This is a genomic window from Streptomyces sp. JH14, from assembly GCF_029428675.1.
GTDB lineage: Bacteria > Actinomycetota > Actinomycetes > Streptomycetales > Streptomycetaceae > Streptomyces.
In genome coordinates this window covers 5,210,947-5,228,526 of sequence record NZ_JAJNEL010000001.1, presented here as the reverse complement: position 1 = coordinate 5,228,526, position 17,580 = coordinate 5,210,947, and the positions used below count along the sequence as shown (strand labels likewise).

11 protein-coding genes are annotated in these 17,580 nt (G+C 69.8%); 8 read left to right on the top strand and 3 right to left on the bottom strand.

Annotation, left to right across the window (positions count from 1 at the left end; all coding sequences use genetic code 11):
- The first annotated feature begins 477 nt into the window (after positions 1-477).
- The 8 genes from LRD69_RS23670 (at position 478) to LRD69_RS23635 (ending at position 11,006) form a co-directional block, all read left to right on the top strand.
- Complete coding sequence (locus LRD69_RS23670) at positions 478-4,173, top strand: nitrate- and nitrite sensing domain-containing protein (RefSeq protein WP_277328551.1); 3,696 nt, start codon at positions 478-480, stop codon at positions 4,171-4,173.
- Between the two features lie 9 nt (positions 4,174-4,182).
- Complete coding sequence (locus LRD69_RS23665; RefSeq protein ID WP_024495006.1) at positions 4,183-4,596, top strand: roadblock/LC7 domain-containing protein; 414 nt, start codon at positions 4,183-4,185, stop codon at positions 4,594-4,596.
- Between the two features lie 133 nt (positions 4,597-4,729).
- Positions 4,730-5,137 carry a DUF742 domain-containing protein gene (locus tag LRD69_RS23660; protein WP_277328550.1) on the top strand — a complete coding sequence of 136 codons (408 nt, stop codon included), beginning with the start codon at positions 4,730-4,732 and terminating at the stop codon, positions 5,135-5,137.
- Positions 5,118-5,699, top strand: coding sequence for an ATP/GTP-binding protein (locus LRD69_RS23655; RefSeq protein WP_073738725.1), 582 nt, complete (start codon positions 5,118-5,120; stop codon positions 5,697-5,699). Before LRD69_RS23660 ends, LRD69_RS23655 begins: the two co-directional genes overlap by 20 nt.
- 359 nt (positions 5,700-6,058) lie before the next feature.
- Positions 6,059-9,265: a nitrate- and nitrite sensing domain-containing protein gene (locus LRD69_RS23650; RefSeq protein WP_277328549.1), complete on the top strand. Its 3,207-nt coding sequence runs from the start codon at positions 6,059-6,061 to the stop codon at positions 9,263-9,265.
- 10 nt (positions 9,266-9,275) lie between these two features.
- A complete protein-coding gene (locus LRD69_RS23645; RefSeq protein ID WP_030980891.1) occupies positions 9,276-9,689 on the top strand; it encodes a roadblock/LC7 domain-containing protein in 414 nt (137 codons plus the stop codon).
- Between the two features lie 89 nt (positions 9,690-9,778).
- Positions 9,779-10,444, top strand: a complete 666-nt coding sequence (locus LRD69_RS23640; RefSeq protein ID WP_277328548.1) for a DUF742 domain-containing protein — start codon at positions 9,779-9,781, stop codon at positions 10,442-10,444.
- Positions 10,425-11,006: an ATP/GTP-binding protein gene (locus LRD69_RS23635; protein ID WP_014048542.1), complete on the top strand. Its 582-nt coding sequence runs from the start codon at positions 10,425-10,427 to the stop codon at positions 11,004-11,006. The genes LRD69_RS23640 and LRD69_RS23635 overlap by 20 nt, the downstream gene beginning before the upstream one ends.
- Before the next feature lie 156 nt (positions 11,007-11,162).
- Here LRD69_RS23635 and LRD69_RS23630 read toward each other — a convergent pair whose 3' ends face one another.
- The 3 genes from LRD69_RS23630 to LRD69_RS23620 form a co-directional block, all read right to left on the bottom strand.
- Entirely contained in the window at positions 11,163-11,372 is a 210-nt protein-coding gene (locus LRD69_RS23630; RefSeq protein WP_277328547.1) for an acyl-CoA carboxylase subunit epsilon, read from the bottom strand.
- 75 nt (positions 11,373-11,447) lie between these two features.
- A complete protein-coding gene (locus LRD69_RS23625) occupies positions 11,448-13,031 on the bottom strand; it encodes an acyl-CoA carboxylase subunit beta (protein ID WP_277328546.1) in 1,584 nt (527 codons plus the stop codon).
- A gap of 296 nt (positions 13,032-13,327) precedes the next feature.
- Complete coding sequence (locus tag LRD69_RS23620) at positions 13,328-17,200, bottom strand: endo-alpha-N-acetylgalactosaminidase family protein (protein WP_277328545.1); 3,873 nt, start codon at positions 17,198-17,200, stop codon at positions 13,328-13,330.
- Between the last annotated feature and the right edge of the window lie 380 nt (positions 17,201-17,580).

The following is a 17,580-nucleotide window of genomic DNA, read 5'->3' as shown; positions in this document are numbered from 1 at the left end:
GATCCCCGGATGAGACGGCGATCATCATGTGAGTTTGCTCACGAAGTCGTCGACAATTGCCCCATTCCGGACGCTCGATCGTGATCGAGAAAACGGACATTGCGCCACTGAATCAGCCATTCCGCTCCTGATCATGTCGACTGGGACACCTCTCGGGCGCATCTGATTAACCGGTAATGATCCGCTTTGCCCGTGAACACTCTCCACGCCTGGTTACCAAGCCGTCACACCGTGTCACTCCGGTCACAGCGTGGCGCCTGGGCCTTGTTGGAGATCCGGCACTGTGCTGGAATTCCACGCACCGCCGCGGGTTTCAGGCCGGCGCGCAGGGGCGCAACGCAGCGCCGAGTGGCGGCGGGAAGGGGAAGAGCGCCGGTCACTCACGACCACCATGGGGCGGGAAACAACGCCCCACGACGCCGACACCGTCCTGCCCGTCTACGCGGGGGGACGCCTGGTCCAGAGGTTGCGACGCTAGTGCAGGGACGTTTCAAGAGGGATGGCAGCGCTGCGGCGGAACAGGAGCCGCGCGGCGGGACCGACCGCGGTTCCTCGCCCCAGCACGCCCAGAACCCCGGACCGGCCGCGGCCGGCGACAGCAGCGACCGTGCCCCGCGCTCGGCTGCCGCGGCGAGCAGCGGCGCCGATCAGGTGGCCGCGCTCAAGGCCCGCGGTCCGATCAATACGGGCTCGCGGATAGCTCTTCGCAACTGGCGCATCAGTACGCGCCTGGTCTCGCTGCTCGCCCTTCCGGTAGTCGCCGCGACCACCCTGGGTGGTCTGCGCATCAACGACTCCATGAACGACATTCAGCAGCTGGACCACATGCAGCTGCTGACCCAGATGACCAAGCAGGCGACCTCGCTCGCCCAGGCGCTCCAGGAGGAGCGCGACCGGTCGGCCGGTCCGCTGTCCAACGGGGTCAAGGCCACCGACTTCAAGGTGACCGAGCCGCGCAAGAAGACCGACCGGGCGAAGGCCGCGTTCTTCGACGCGACGAGCGCGATCGGCAACACCGACGGCGACGAGGCCCTCGAGGGCATCCACGCGAGCGTCGCGCAGATCTCCAGCCAGCTGGGCCAGATCCGCGACATCCGCAAGAGCGCGTACGAGGCGGACACCCCGAGCCTCCAGACCGTCGACGCGTACAGCCAGCTGATCACCCTGCTGCTGAGCCTCTCGCAGGACATGGCGCAGGCGACCAGCAACCCCGAGATGATCAAGCGCACCCGCGCCCTGGCGGCGTTCTCCTCCGCCAAGGAGTACGCGTCGGTGCAGCGGGCGATCATCGCTGCCGCACTGCCCAGCGGCAACGACAAGGCACCGCACTTCGACCAGAACGACCAGCAGTTCGGCCGCGCCGCCCTCAAGAAGGAAACGCTGGCGCTGAAGTCGTTCAACGCGACGTACACGGCCACGGGCCAGAACGCCGAGGAACTGACGGCCACGCTGGAGAACGGCAACCCGGAGATCAAGGCGGCCGACACCTACGCGCAGAAGGTGCTCGACAGCCCCACGGGCATGAAGGGCACGTCGCGCCGCTCGTACCTGGACTGGTACGACCAGAGCTCCACCAAGATCCAGGCGATGAAGACCATCGAGGAGACCCTCCTCGGCGACATGGAGGGCAAGGCCCGCGAGCTTCGCGACCAGTCGGAGCGCGAGGCCATCATCAGCGGTGCGCTCATCCTGCTGGTGCTCGGTGTCTCGCTGGTCGGCGCCTTCGTCGTCGCCCGGTCCATGATCCGCTCGCTGCGGCGACTGCAGGACACGGCGACCCGGGTCGCCCAGGACCGTCTGCCCGAGCTCGTCAAGCAGCTCTCCGAGGCGGACCCGCAGGACGTCGACACCTCGGTCGAGTCGGTCGGTGTGCACTCCCGGGACGAGATCGGCAAGGTGGCCGCGGCCTTCGACGACGTGCACCGTGAGGCAGTCCGCCTCGCCGCCGAGCAGGCCCTGCTGCGGGGCAACGTCAACGCGATGTTCACCAACCTCTCGCGGCGTTCGCAGGGTCTCATCCAGCGTCAGCTCTCGCTCATCTCCGAGCTGGAGTCGCGCGAGGCCGACCCGGACCAGCTGTCCTCACTCTTCAAGCTCGACCACCTCGCGACCCGTATGCGCCGTAACGGCGAAAACCTCCTCGTCCTCGCGGGCGAGGAGCCGGGCCGCCGGTGGACCCGCCCCGTCCCGCTGGTCGACGTGCTCCGTGCCGCCGCCTCCGAGGTGGAGCAGTACGAGCGCATCGAACTGGCCGCGGTGCCCGCCACCGAGGTCGCCGGCCGCGTGGTCAACGACCTCGTGCACCTGCTCGCCGAGCTGCTGGAGAACGCCACATCGTTCTCCTCGCCGCAGACGAAGGTCCGGGTCACCGGTCACGCGCTGCCCGACGGCCGGGTGCTCGTGGAGATCCACGACACCGGTATCGGTCTCTCCCCCGAGGACCTCGCGGCCATCAACGAGCGGCTCGCGTCGCCGCCCACCGTGGACGTCTCGGTCTCCCGTCGCATGGGTCTGTTCGTGGTCGGCCGGCTGTCCCTGCGTCACGGCATCCGGATCCAGCTGCGGCCCTCCGACTCCGGTGGTACGACCGCGCTGGTCATGCTCCCCGTCGATGTCGCGCACGGCGGCAAGCAGCCGCCGTCGAAGCAGGCCGCGGGCCAGCAGTCGGGCGACCGGGGCGGCAACCGTCCCGGGCTCGGCGGTACTCCGGGGGCTCCGGCCGCACGGGGTCTCGGCGCGACGGCCGGTGCGCCGCGCGGGCAGGTCGGTACGGGTTCCGGTCCGCGGGCCGCACTGCCGGCGCGCGACGGCGGCCCCCGCCAGCAGCAGGGCCAGCCGAACCAGCAGCCTCAGCAGGGCCAGCAGAACGCCGGCTTCCAGAACGCCGGGATGTCCGGCAACGGCCCGCAGGACTTCTCGCGTCAGGAGCCGCCGCGTCAGGGCGGCGGAGCCGCCGGTGCCTTCGGCGGCGGTGCCCGGCTCGGCGCCCGGGGCGGCCAGAGCGACCCCGGCCGTACGGAGCCCGGTCAGACCAACCTGTTCGGCCAGAGCCGGCCGGGGCAGTACGAGCAGCCCGGCCAGCAGAACGGTCCGGCCGGACGGCAGGCGCCGCAGCCGCAGCAGGCCCGGCACAACGCCCCCGACAACCAGGGCGGCTTCCAGCAGTCCGGCGGCCCCGGCCGTCAGCTGCCGCCCGTCGGCGGTCCCCGTGCCGAGCTGCCCGGTGGCAATCCGCAGCCGCAGCGTCCGCAGGCCGCCAGCTGGGGCACCGAGGACCCGTCGGCGGGGCGGCGTGCTCCGCTCGACGCCCCGCGCGGTCACGAGGAGCCCGAGTCCAGCGGCCAGTTCCAGCGGCCGATGAACCCCTCGATGGGCCAGCGCCCGCCGCTCGACGACCGGCAGGGCCCCGGCTCCACCGCCGAGTTCGCCCGCCCCGACTTCTCGGCACCGGCGCCGCACAACCAGGTCCCGCAGTACCAGGACCCGGCGGGCACCGCTCAGTTCGCCCGCCCGGACTTCGGCCGCCCGCAGCCCTCGCAGGACCAGGGGCTGCCGGCACCGCGTCAGCGCGGCCGGGACAACGAGGACTTCCGTCCCCCGCGTCCCGCCCCCGCTCCGGCGAACGAGGCGCAGTACCGTCCGGTGCTGCCGCCGCAGCCGCAGCCCGAGGCGCTGCCTCCGGCGGCCGGCCCCGGGGACGGTCGTACACCGCTGTACGACACCCTGGAGACGAACTGGTTCCACGGCCCGCAGCAGGGCGGTCAGCAGCAGCCGCAGGCACCGGCCGCCGCCCCACAGCGGCCCGCCGCACAGAGCCGTCCCACTCCCCCGATGCCGCGTCGCGGTGCGGGTGACACGGGCGCCGGCACCACGTCCTGGCGTGCCTCGCCGAACGACGAACTCGTACGGCAGGCGGAGCGGGCCAAGAAGCCCGCAGCAGGCGGAATCACCACTTCCGGTCTGCCTCGCCGGGTACCGCGTGCCAATCTGGTGCCGGGCACCGCCCAGCAGCAGAGCCATCAGTCAGGTCCCCAGGTCTCGCGTGCGCCCGATGACGTGCGCGGGCGTCTGACCAATCTCCGCCGGGGTATCCAGCAGGGGCGGCAGGCCAACAACAACGGCCCGTCGACCGGCAGTTTCCCACTCGGCCCCACTCACCAGCAGGAGCGTTAGTTGAGCCCGATGAGTCAGGCCGCACAGAATCTGAACTGGCTGATCACCAACTTCGTGGACAACACCCCCGGGGTGTCGCACACGGTGGTGGTCTCCGCAGACGGACTCCTGCTGGCCATGTCCGAAGGATTTCCGCGTGACCGCGCCGACCAGCTGGCGGCCGTCGCCTCCGGGCTCACCTCGCTGACCGCGGGCGCCTCCCGGATCTTCGAGGGCGGCGCCGTCAGCCAGACCGTCGTGGAGATGGAGCGCGGGTTCCTCTTCCTGATGTCCGTCTCGGACGGCTCGTCGCTGGCCGTGCTCGCCCACCCGGACGCCGACATCGGTCTGGTCGGGTACGAGATGGCCCTTCTGGTCGACCGCGCGGGAACCGTCCTGACCCCCGACCTGCGCGCCGAGCTCCAGGGCAGCCTGCTCCACTAGGCGGCCATGAATTGGTGAACGACGCGATCCCCCCAGGTCCCGCACTTCCACCCTCGACCGTCCGGCCGCTTCAGCCCCCCACCGGCCCCTTAAGACGGCAAGCCGACGCTCAGCTGTCACGCCCGGAGGATTCATGACCCCGCCACCCGCCTCACCCGATCCGTACGGCGCGCTGCACAACGCGTCGTACGAAGGTGAAGGCGACCAGCCGCTGGTCCGTCCGTATGCCATGACCGGCGGCCGGACCCGGCCGCGCTACCAGCTCGCCATAGAGGCGCTGGTCTCGACCACGGCCGACCCGGCGCACCTGGGGACCCTGCTCCCGGAGCACCAGCGGATCTGCCACCTGTGCCGTGAGGTCAAGTCGGTCGCCGAGGTCTCGGCGCTGCTGTCGATGCCGCTCGGTGTGGCCCGGATCCTTGTTGCGGACCTGGCGGAAGCCGGCATGGTGGCCATCCACCAGCCGGGCAACGGAGAGGCCGGCGGCGCGCCGGATGTGACACTGCTCGAAAGGGTGCTCAGTGGACTTCGCAAGCTCTAGCGGCGGTGCGGCCCGGGCCACCACCTCCGCGAAGATCGTGGTGGCGGGCGGTTTCGGCGTGGGTAAGACCACGTTCGTCGGTGCCGTTTCGGAGATCAACCCGCTGCGTACGGAAGCCGTGATGACGTCCGCGTCCGCGGGCATCGACGACCTGACGCACACCGGCGGCAAGACCACCACGACGGTGGCCATGGACTTCGGCCGTATCACCCTGGACCAGGACCTGATCCTGTACCTCTTCGGTACACCGGGCCAGGACCGGTTCTGGTTCATGTGGGACGACCTGGTCCGCGGTGCCATCGGCGCCGTCGTCCTGGTGGACACCCGCCGTCTCGCCGACTGCTTCCCCGCCGTCGACTACTTCGAGAACAGCGGACTGCCCTTCGTCATCGCCCTCAACGGCTTCGACGGACACCAGCCCTACACCCCCGACGAGGTGCGCGAGGCCCTGCAGATCGGCCCCGACACCCCGATCATCACGACGGACGCACGCCACCGCGGCGATGCGAAGAGCGGCCTGATCACGCTCGTGGAGCATGCGCTGATGGCCCGCCTGAAGTAGCCGGAGGCTCACCGCAAGTCGGTAGGGCCGTACGGAAGTTGCTGTAGGCGCTCGGGGGTGGACTGTGTCGTTTGACACGATCCACCCCCGTGTTCATAACGTTTCGAATGAGAATTGCTCCGGCATCAATACCCGTTGCATTCAATTGGTGTCGCTGTGCTCACGTGAGCCCCGCCTTTTGGCGGGGCTCGCTCTTTATGCCCGTTTTATCTAGGGCCTGGACCACTCGGAATGGCTGATTCCGACTGTTTGGAACGCGGCCGGTCCCCGTGCTGCAATTCGACGAAACTCCCGAGTAGTACGGCCCTGAACGAAAAACGGCACAGCGTAGGTGCCGACGCCGAGAGGTTGTTGGTCGAGTGAGGCGTAGCAACGAGGGCTCCGCGGCGCAGCAGGAGCGGGGTAACTTCACCCCGCCGCCGCGCACCGCGGCGGCGCCCGCCGAAGTGTCCGAAGAGGCACCGGCCGGTGGCAGCACAAGTCGGCTGTCCCCGCGCAACTGGCGGGTACCCACCCGGCTGAACGCAATCCTTCTGATTCCCGTACTGGTCGGCCTGGTCATGGGCGGCTTCCAGGTGAAGGGGTCGGTCGACACCTGGAGAGAGGCCCAGGACGCCGAGAAGACCGCGCTGATCGTGCGCGCGGCCTCGGAGTACGGCCAGGCACTGCTCAACGAGCGTGACCTGTCCGCCCAGTCCCTGCTGTCGAACAAGCGGGACGCAGCCGTCGTCTCGCAGGTCCGAGCCACCACGGACGCAGCCAAGACCAAGTTCGACCAGTCGCTGGAGGGCAGGCCGAAGAAGGAAGGCCTGGAGCGCCGCATCCAGCTCTTCCGGCTCGAGGAGCCCAAGCTCTCCGACCTGCGCAAGGCCGCCTACGCCGAGGCCATGGACCCGGTGAAGACGGAAGAGGGCTACGTCAAGGTCCAGCACTCCCTGATGGAGTTCTGCAACGAGCTGGGCCTCGGCACCGGAAACATCACGAGCTACGGCCGTACGGTCTACGCGATCGAGCTGGCCAAGGCCGCAGAATCGCTTCAGCGCTCCATCGGTATGCACCTGCTGGTGCGCCCGAGCCAGCAGAACGCCAAGTTCAACGCCCAGGTCAAGGCCTTCGGCTCGTACAACTACCTGGAGCAGATCGCCCTCGGCGAGTACGTCTCCGGCGGTACGCAGGCGGACGCGACCCGCCTCAAGGAGGTCATGGTCGGCAAGGCCACCGAGGGCGCCGCGAAGCTGAAGGCCGCCAAGGCGCAGGCCGACGCGGCAGGTGTGCCCTTCGTCGCACCCCCCAGCATCGACGGTTCGGTCTTCGACGGGATGGCCCAGCAGATCGGCCAGGGGCAGTCGCCCGACGACCTGAAGGCCAAGGGGATCACCCCCGAGACCTGGATGGCCGCCTCCACCGCCAAGTTCGACGGCTACACCACGGTCGAGGAGGAGCTCGTCGACAAGGCGGTGACCGAGGCCGCGAACATCTCGTCCGACGCCAAGACCGCCGCCATCGTCAACGCCGCCATCGTGCTGGTCGCGCTGCTGGTCGCCTTCCTCCTGGCCGGCCTCGTGGCCCGGCAGATGAGCCGCTCGATGCGCCAGCTGCGTACCGCCGCCTTCTCGATCGCCGAGCAGCGGCTGCCGATGCTCGTCGACCAGCTGTCGCGGACCGAGCCGGGCCGGGTCGACACCCGGGTCCAGCCGATCCCGATCACCACCCAGGACGAGATCGGCGAGGTCGCCCGCGCGTTCGACCAGGTGCACCGCGAGGCGGTGCGGCTGGCGGCCGAGCAGGCCATGCTGCGGGGCAACGTCAACGCGATCTTCACCAACCTGTCGCGCCGCAACCAGTCGCTGATCGAGGGCCAGCTGACCCTCATCACCGACCTGGAGAACAACGAGGCCGACCCGGACCAGCTGGAGAGCCTCTTCCGGCTGGACCACCTGGCCACCCGTATGCGCCGCAACGGCGAGAACCTCCTCGTTCTCGCCGGTGAGGAGCCGGGCCGCCGCTGGAACCAGCCGGTTCCGCTGGTGGACGTCCTGCGGGCCGCCTCCTCCGAGGTGGAGTCGTACGAGCGCATCGAGCTCTCCGGCGTCCCGGAGACCGAGATCCACGGTCAGGCCGTCACCGACCTCGTGCACCTGCTGGCCGAGCTGCTGGAGAACGCCACCACGTTCTCCTCGCCGCAGACCAAGGTCCGCGTCACCGCGACCCGGCTGCCGGACAGCCGCGTGATGATCGAGATCCACGACAAGGGCATCGGCCTCACCGCCGAGGACTTCGCGGACATCAACCACAAGCTGGCCAACCCGCCGACGGTGGACGCCGCGGTGTCCCAGCGGATGGGTCTCTTCGTGGTCGGCCGGCTCGCCGACCGGCACGGCATCCGGGTCCAGCTGCGCCCCTCGGGCGAGCAGGCCGGAACCACCTCGCTGGTCATGCTGCCGGACGCGATCACCCACGGTGGCGGTGGCGAGCTCGAACCGGCCCCCGCCCAGGACGACTTCACGGTCTCCTCGATCATTCCGCGGCAGCAGGCCTTCGAGCCGCACCTGCCCCAGATGCGCACGGCGGCCGAGCTCGGCTTCGACGACTCGCGCTACGAGGAGCAGGTCGATCCCTCACAGCTGGACCCGGTGGGCCGCTCGCTGATGCGTGAGGAGCGCCGGGCCGCGCTGGAGGCCCAGACAGGGGGCGAGCGCCCGCAGTTCCAGGACGAGGCGTTCCAGGACGCCTCGCACCAGGACAGCGCCTTCCAGGACGCCTCTTACCAGGACGGCTCCTACGCGGACGACGCGTACGCACAGGACCCGCAGCAGGATCCGAACGGTCAGCAGCAGGGGCAGTACGCGCAGGGCGCCTACGACGGCGGCTACGACCCGTACAGCGGCGGCAACGGCTACGCGGAGCCCGCCGACTACCCCGCGCAGGGCGGTTATCCGGAGGCGGCATATGCCACCGCGGACAACGCCCAGCAGGGTTACGAGGACCCGTTCGCCGCCCAGCCCCACCAGGAAGAGTGGGCAGATCAGGGCGCGTACCAGGGTGCCTACGAGCCCATGTCCCAGGCCGAACCGGAATCTGTCGCGAGCGCCCCCGCGGAGCCGCAGGAGCGCGTAGGCTTCGAACGTCCGGGTCACACCCCGAACGCCGGCCGTGAGATGACCGATGCCGGTCTGCCGCGCCGGGGCGGTCAGCAGCACTGGCAGCCCACCGGCCGCGGAAACGATCAGTCCGTCGCAGCAGAGCAGCAGTCGCAGCGGCCGTCGCCCGCGCTGCAGGACGGGAACGGCTCCGACGACTGGCGCTCGACGAACGACGAGCGCTGGGAGCGGGCCGAGAAGCTCAAGGAGCCGAAGGCGGGCGGGGTCACTCCGTCCGGGCTTCCCCGGCGAGTGCCCAAGGCCAATCTGGTCGAGGGCACGGCGGAGCAGACCCAGCAGGGCGGCCCTCAGGTCTCCCGCGCCCCTGAGGACGTCCGGGGCAGGTTGAGCAACCTGCGTCGGGGCATTCAGCGGGGTCGTGACGCTGGTTCGGACACAAGTAATACCTACAACCAGGAGCGTTAGTGTGAGCCCGATGAGCCAGGCGGCGCAGAATCTCAACTGGTTGATCACCAACTTCGTGGACAACACCCCCGGGGTGTCGCACACGGTGGTGGTCTCCGCCGACGGACTCCTGCTGGCCATGTCCGAAGGATTCCCGCGCGACCGTGCCGATCAGCTGGCGGCCGTCGCCTCCGGTCTGACCTCGCTGACCGCGGGCGCCTCCCGGATCTTCGAGGGCGGCGCGGTGAACCAGACAGTTGTGGAGATGGAGCGGGGATTCCTCTTCATCATGTCCATCTCCGACGGATCTTCGCTGGCTGTTCTTGCCCACCCGGACGCCGATATCGGTCTGGTTGGATACGAAATGGCCCTTCTGGTCGACCGCGCGGGAACCGTCCTGACCCCGGACCTCCGCGCCGAACTTCAGGGAAGTCTTCTTAACTAGTAGACACACAGTGCGTTTCGCGCCACCGCACCATAAGGTGCGGTGGCGCGGCCCCACTGGGATCGGGACCGGCAGTCGGAGGAGGAATCGTGGCAACACCCCCAGGCGGACACCAATACGACGGTGGTCAGCAAACACCGGGTGAGCACGGGGACAATCGCTTCAACTTCCCCTCCACACCCAGCAGACAGGGCTCTCAGCAGCCTTACGAGCCCCAGCAGCCGTACCCGCACCGGCAGGCGCAGGACGGCGGGTGGCAGCAGGCACAGGACGGCGGGTGGCATCAGCCGCAGGACGGCGGCTGGCAGCAGCCGCAGCGTCCTCAGCGTCCGCACCGGATCGACTCGCCCCAGCAGCCCCGCATTCAGCCGGTGCAGCCTCGGCGGGCCCCCGAGCCTGCCGCTCCCGCGGCGCACAACCCGCTGGTCCGTCCGTACGCCATGACCGGCGGCCGGACCCGACCGCGCTACCAGCTCGCCATTGAGGCGTTGGTCAGTACCACGGCCGATCCGTCCCGGCTGCAAGGGCAGTTGCCCGAGCACCAGCGGATCTGCCGGCTGTGCTTCGAGATCAAGTCGGTCGCCGAGATCTCGGCGCTTCTCTCGATCCCCCTCGGCGTTGCCCGGATCCTCGTTGCCGACCTGGCCGAGGCCGGACTCGTCGCTATCCATCAGCCCGGCGGCGACGAGTCCGCCGGCGGCCAGCCAGATGTGACACTGCTCGAAAGGGTGCTCAGTGGACTTCGCAAGCTCTAGCGGCGGAGCAGCCCGCTCCACTACCTCCGCGAAGATCGTGGTGGCAGGGGGCTTCGGCGTGGGTAAGACCACGTTCGTCGGTGCCGTTTCGGAGATCAACCCGCTGCGCACCGAAGCCGTGATGACGTCCGCGTCCGCGGGCATCGACGACCTGACGCACACCGGGGACAAGACCACCACGACGGTGGCCATGGACTTCGGCCGTATCACCCTGGACCAGGACCTGATCCTGTACCTCTTCGGTACACCGGGCCAGGACCGGTTCTGGTTCATGTGGGACGACCTGGTCCGCGGCGCCATCGGCGCCGTCGTCCTGGTGGACACCCGCCGTCTCGCCGACTGCTTCCCCGCCGTCGACTACTTCGAGAACAGCGGACTGCCCTTCGTCATCGCCCTCAACGGCTTCGACGGACACCAGCCCTACACCCCCGACGAGGTGCGCGAGGCCCTGCAGATCGGCCCCGACACCCCGATCCTGACCACGGACGCACGCCACCGCGCGGACGCCAAGAGCGCGCTCATCACGCTCGTGGAGCACGCGCTGATGGCCCGCCTGCGGTAGGGCCCGCCCCGCCGGACATGCGAATGGCCCCGCACCCCTTCGGGAGTGCGGGGCCATTCGGTTGTGCGGGCGCCTGTGGCCGTGTGCTGTCCTCGGCCGCCGGACGGGGCCGGGAGACCGGCTCCGGGCCCGTCCGGCGGCCGAGGACGAGCGTGGTCAGCCCTGCCAGGAGTGCGGGGCGCGGAAGCCCGGGGTGCGCTCCAGGCGGCGCCAGCCGGCGTGGGTGCGGCTGCGGTGGGCCGGGGCGGCGGCAGCGGGCGCTGCGGCTGCGCGGGCGAGCAGGACTGCGGTTATCGCGGCCAGCTCCTCGGGGTCGGCAAGACCCTTCTCGACGCGCAGCACGGAATCGGCAGGAGTAGTGCTCATGTAGGGGTTCTCCGTCTTCTGGGCAGTGTGCAGGGCGGGCTGTGCCCGGGGTGCGCGGTGGTGCGGCCGCCTCGGCTACTGCGGGGGGTTGCCGTGCTTGCGCGACGGCAGGTCGGCGTGCTTGGACCGGAGCATCGCGAGCGAGGCGATCAGCACCTCGCGCGTCTCGGCGGGGTCGATGACGTCGTCGACCAGGCCGCGCTCCGCGGCGTAGTACGGATGCATCAGTTCGGCCTTGTACTCCTTGACCATGCGGATCCGCATGGCCTCCGGGTCCTCGGCGTCGGCGATCTGCCGACGGAAGATGACGTTGGCGGCACCTTCGGCGCCCATGACGGCGATCTCGTTGGTGGGCCAGGCGTAGGTGAGATCCGCACCGATGGACTGGCTGTCCATCACGATGTACGCACCGCCGTACGCCTTGCGCAGGATCAGCGAGATCCTCGGCACCGTGGCGTTGCAGTACGCGTAGAGCAGCTTCGCCCCGTGCCGGATGATTCCACCGTGCTCCTGATCGACGCCGGGCAGGAAGCCGGGTACGTCCAAAAGAGTGATGATAGGAATGTTGAATGCATCACACATCTGGACGAAACGGGCCGCCTTCTCCGACGCCTCGATGTCCAGCACGCCCGCCAGCGACTGCGGCTGGTTGGCGACGATGCCGACGACCTGGCCGTCGAGCCGGGCCAGGGCGCAGATGATGTTGCGGGCCCAGCGCTCGTGGACCTCCAGGTAGTCGCCGTCGTCGACGAGCTCCTCGATGACCTTGTGCATGTCGTACGGGCGGTTGCCGTCGGCGGGCACCAGGTCGAGCAGGACGTCTCCGCGCCGGTCGGCCGGGTCGTCGCTCGCCACGGTGGGCGGGTTCTCCCGGTTGTTCGACGGGAGCATCCCGATCAGGTAGCGGACCTCGGCGATGCAGGTCTCCTCGTCGTCGTACGCGAAGTGCGCGACGCCCGAGGTCTCGGCGTGCACATCGGCGCCGCCGAGGCCGTTCTGCGTGATCTCCTCACCGGTGACCGCCTTCACGACGTCCGGTCCGGTGATGAACATCTGGGAGGTCTCGCGGACCATGAACACGAAGTCGGTGAGGGCGGGACTGTAGGCCGCGCCGCCCGCACACGGGCCGAGCATCACGCTGATCTGCGGGATGACACCGGAGGCGCGGGTGTTGCGCTGGAAGATGCCGCCGTACCCGGCGAGCGCGCTGACGCCCTCCTGGATTCGGGCACCGGCGCCGTCGTTCAGCGAGACCAGCGGAGCACCCGCCGAGATCGCCATGTCCATGATCTTGTGGATCTTCGTGGCGTGGGCCTCACCCAGCGCGCCGCCGAAGATCCGGAAGTCGTGCGCGTAGACGAAGACCGTGCGGCCGTCGACCGTTCCCCAACCGGTGATGACACCGTCGGTGTAGGGCTTCTTCTCCTCCAGGCCGAACCCGGTCGCCCGGTGCCGGCGCAGCTGCTCGACCTCCTTGAACGAATCCGGGTCCAGGAGCAGCTCGATGCGCTCACGGGCCGTCAGCTTGCCCTTGGCGTGCTGCGCCTCGGTCGCCCGGTCACTCGGTCCGCGCCGCGCCTGCTCACGCAGTGCCAGCAGTTCGGCCACCCGGCCACGGGTGTCACTCGGCTCGCCCGGGATTTCGTCCACAACGGTCATGTATCGACCCTACGAAGCCGACCAAGAAAATCCTGCCGTCGACTCTGTACAGTCTCCCGCCCCGTTTCCTGGTGGAGCCGGACAGAACCCGTGCGCCATGCAGGCGACCCACCAGCGTCCAACCGCTCCTGATTGTGAAAGCTCGACAAAGACTCACTGTGGCGCACTCCACACGGCGGCCGGTGCCCGCACGGCCGTCGGCGGGCGCGGCGTGCACAGGAGGCATGCTACCGAGAGGGGGCGGGCCCACGACCGGCCCCGCCCCCTCAACCGCTCACGGATCGACGTCGGCTCGATCAGCCGCCGCAGTGGAACCGCGCGTTCCCCCAGTCCGCGTGGTCATTGCCGTTGCCGTCGCCGCCGTCCGCGACGAGCAGCTCGACGTATTTCGCACCGGTGACGTCCGCCGTGAGCGACCAGGCGGTGTCGGCCGCCTTCAGCACGGGTGACTTCACCTTCTCCGTACCGTCGGCGGTGACGCGGAACTGCACGCTGCCCGCGGTCTTCTGTACATCGTCCACACCCACCTCGGCGGTGAACGAGGTGCACCTGCCTCCGAGGTAGTAGCGGATCCTCGCCGGGGCGTGGCTGCCCAGGCCCTTGGCGTAGACGGTGGAGCCGATCGTCAGCGCGGTCCCGTCACCGGCGCCGGTCTCACCGTTGGAGAGGTCGCGCTCGACCGGTCCCCAGCCGTTCTCGGCCGCCGTCCAGTCGAGGTCGCTGGCCCAGCTGTCCGTGGTGGGCGGCGGCGGCAGGGTCCGTACGGACGTCTGCGCGCCGAGGGTCCGCTGCGACCCGCCGGCCGTGTACGTCGCCTCGGCGCCCAGGCTGTACGTCCGGTACTCGGCGTCCACCGGCGGGGTGACCTGCCAGCTGCCGGTGACCTCGGCGCCCGCCGCCACGGAGTCGAAGGTGACGGCGCCCACCGGCTCCGCCTTCCAGCCGTCAGGGACGGTGAGGCCGACCGACACGTCGGTGGCGGCCGTCGCCTCGTAGTTGGTGAAGCTCGCCTCGACGACGTTGGCCGTGCCCGGCTCCAGGGTCTCGGCGGCCGGGTCGACGCTGAGCGTGCCGCAGGCGGCCTGCTCACCGGCGGGGGCCGGACCGAGGTCGGTCACGGTGAACCCGTCGAGCACGAAGTCGGCACCGTCGGGCGCGTCGTCGCGCTTGCGCAGCCCGGTCCAGGTGTCACCGCAGCCCGCCGTGACGGTCTCGGTGAAGTGGCCGGTGGTGCGCTGCCGGCCGATCGCCGTGGCCCGGGTCTCGACCGCGTCGGGGTCACCGGCGGCCGTGATCCGGTCGTAGCCGTCGACCCATTCGTAGGCACCGGCGTGGCTGGACTGGTAGTCGTACTCCACCGTGTAGCGGTGGCCGTCGGCCATCGGCACCGTCCAGGGGGCGGTCCGGTAGACGAGCCCGCTGTTCTCCTCGTGGGCCTTGAGGGACTCCTTGCCACCGATCACGTCGTCGACAAGCTTCCCGTTCCAGCCGGCCTGGGTGTACGGGGCGTGCAGCTGGGAGATGACCGTACGGGGGTCGGTGGAGCCGCCCGCGTCGCCCTTGAGGAACGGGCCCCAGCCCTGGTCGACGTCCTCGAAGTCCTCGTACACGACCGTGTTCTTCTTGGTCGCCGGGGCGTTGGCGACGATCCGCACGTCATCGGCGCGCACCGTCGCGGTGCTGCCGCCGGCCGCTTCGATGCGGAACGTGGTCCGGCCGTCGGCGGGGGCGGTGAAGTTCACCTTGGCGCGCTGGAAGTACGTGCCGTGCCAGTCCGATGCGGCGACGTTGTCCTTGGCCGTGGAGCGGTCCACGGCCACGGACCTGCCGCCGATCGAGAGCGTCGTGTGCCGGGTCCCACCGGGCTGGACCTCGATCAGCGCGGAGGCGGTGTAGCGCGCGCCGGGCCTGAGACCGGTGATGCGCTGCGCGACGGCGGCCGTGCCCTCGCCGGAGAGCTTCGCGCTGTTGCGGCCCTGGCCGTCGGTGTCACGCGCGACGGTGCCGGTCTTCGACCAGGCGTCGAGCCCGTCGTCGTTGAAGCCGGGGTCGCCGACCGGGGTGCCCTCGCCCCACTTCGGGTCGGCGGCGGCGGGTGCGTGGTCCGGGTAGAGGACGTACGGCTGACCGGCGGTGGCCGTCAGCGTGATCCTCCCGTCGACGGGTTCGACCGTGCCGGCCTTGGCCCTGCCGTTGTCGGTGAGCCGGTAGACGGTGTACCTGCCCGTGGACGGGACCGCCCAGCTGCTCGTGCCTCCGGACTTGCTGTAGTGGTAGAGCTTCTTTCCGCCGTCCCACGGCAGCAGGTAGTCGGTGCCGCTGAGCACCTTGCGGCCGTGGTCGTAGAAGGTCCGCCTGCCGTCCTCGACCGTGCCCCGGACACCGCCGGTGAAGGTGATGTCGTTGCCCTCCCAGCGGGTGATCTTCTGCTGCTGGAGGTACTTGGCCGGCAGGTCGCGCTGCCAGACGTTGTCGTAGAAGGCGTTCCAGTCGGTCTCGCCGGTCCAGCCCTCGAACTCGTCGATGGCGGTCTGACCGAGGACCGGGTCGTTGTTCCAGACGTCCTTCTCGCTGTTGCGGATGAACCGGATGATCTGCGAGTTGAGGCCCTTGTTGGTGGCCCCGCCGTAGTCGAGGTCGTTGGCCCAGTGCGACCAGAGCGAGCCGCGCTCGAACTTGTCGGCCCACTCAGTGGCGACGTTCCAGCCCTGCTTCTGCACGGACTGCAGGGTCTTGTCGGCGATCCAGCCGTGCGTGTAGTAGACGTCGATGTAGAGCAGGCTGAGGTTGGGGTCGGTCTCGTTGCGCAGCTGCTGGAAGCGCTTGGCCAGGTCGCCGCTGTTGATGTCGCGGCGCTGGTCGATGTAGTAGCTCTGGCCGAGCCAGTTCCAGCCGGGCTTCGTCCTGTCGACGAGCTGCTCGTCGAAGGCGTCGGCCTCCGGGTACGCCTCGGTGGCGTTGACGTGGACGCCGAAGGTGGCGCCCCACTTCTTGCCGTCCCTGAGGAGCTCGTTGAGGTCCTTCAGCCCGCCCGCACGCTCGTTGTAGTTGCCGCCGTAGTCGGGGTGGGCGGAGTCATGGCCCTCGGCGGCGTAGCCCTTGAGCAGCGCCAGCTGGCCGAGGCCGTCGGTGGCCAGCGAGATCCGCTTGACGTCGTCGAGGGTGCGCAGGAAGGGGTGGGTGGCCTGGCTGGCGAAGTTGAACGGGATGTGGGTGATCACCCGGTCCGCGGTGTCGTCGCTGCCGGGCGCGGTGACGCCGATGGTACGGAACGCGACGGCGCCGTCCTGCCAGTCGACGGTCTGGTCACCGTTGGCGTCGGGGGTGACGACGACCTTGGCCCAGGGCAGGTTCGCGCCGCTCTCCGGCTTCGGAGCGCCGTCGCCGCGGTAGGTCCACTGCCCGGACCAGACACCGACCCTGACGCTTCCGTCGTCGGCCTTGCGGGCCTGGTGCCAGAACCGGGCGTCGTCGCCACCGGTGGCACCGGAGGGCTTGTCGTACGAGGAGTTGGACTCGACGGCCGCGGCGAGCGTGCCGGTGTTGACGATGGCGTACGAGGCGCCGACCGGCGCCTTGTCGGCGACGGTGTCCGTGGTGACCTTGGCGAAGACGTCGGCGGTCTTCGTCGAGTCCGGGTCCAAGCGGGTGAACGCGGTGGCGGCGCCGGTGTCCGTCGAGCCGACGGACACCAGGTCGTGGCCGGGGATGTCGATGGTGCCGACCCGGAAGGCCTCGGTGTCGCGGACGGCCGTCACCTTGAAGGTGGTGGCACGTCCCGAGACCGAGAACGAGGCGTCGATCTCGACGCCGGGCAGGTCGGGGAAGGTGAGCGTGTACCGCGCGGTCGAGGCGGTGACCCGGGGGGCGCCCTTCAACTGCACCACATGTGCTGCGCCGTTGAGGGTGACCGCGGTGACCGGCTGCGTACTGCCGAACAGCCGGCTGCCGCTGGCCCGGTCGGTGTACGACAGGACGCGCGGGAAGTCGTCGGCAACGGCGACCGAGAGCTGCGCGGATCCGATGACGGCGGCGTCCGCGGGGACGGCTGCGCCGACTGCGGCGGGTGAGGGGGCGGCGGCTGCGGCGGGGAGCGCGGTCCCCACGAGCGCCAGGACGGCGGCTGAGGCGGCGGCGACAGCGCCCGCCGAAGTGAATCTTCGCGACATGTGCCCTGAGTAGTCCCCGTGTCGGGACACCGTCAACGAGGTACGGCTCCGAGGGGCGCGCCAGTCCAACAACCGCGCTACGTAAGTCCAAGTGGGCCGCCGCCCGGCCGATCCCCCTCACGCGTCTCGGCCCCGGCCCCTCCGGGCAGGCGGGGCCGTCACTCCGCCGCGCACGGACGCCGCAGGTCCACGCAGACGACCGGGAGATCGGCGCACCCCCGGAAGCATCACAACGCGACGGGCGCGGCGTTCAGGTCCTGACGGATACGGCACGGGCATTTCAAGGTGTCACCCGGCAACTACCGCATCCATGCGTCGAGTTACGAAGGATCCGACTTTCTGAGAGCGCTCTCAGTCACAAGTCTTGACGCCAACCACGG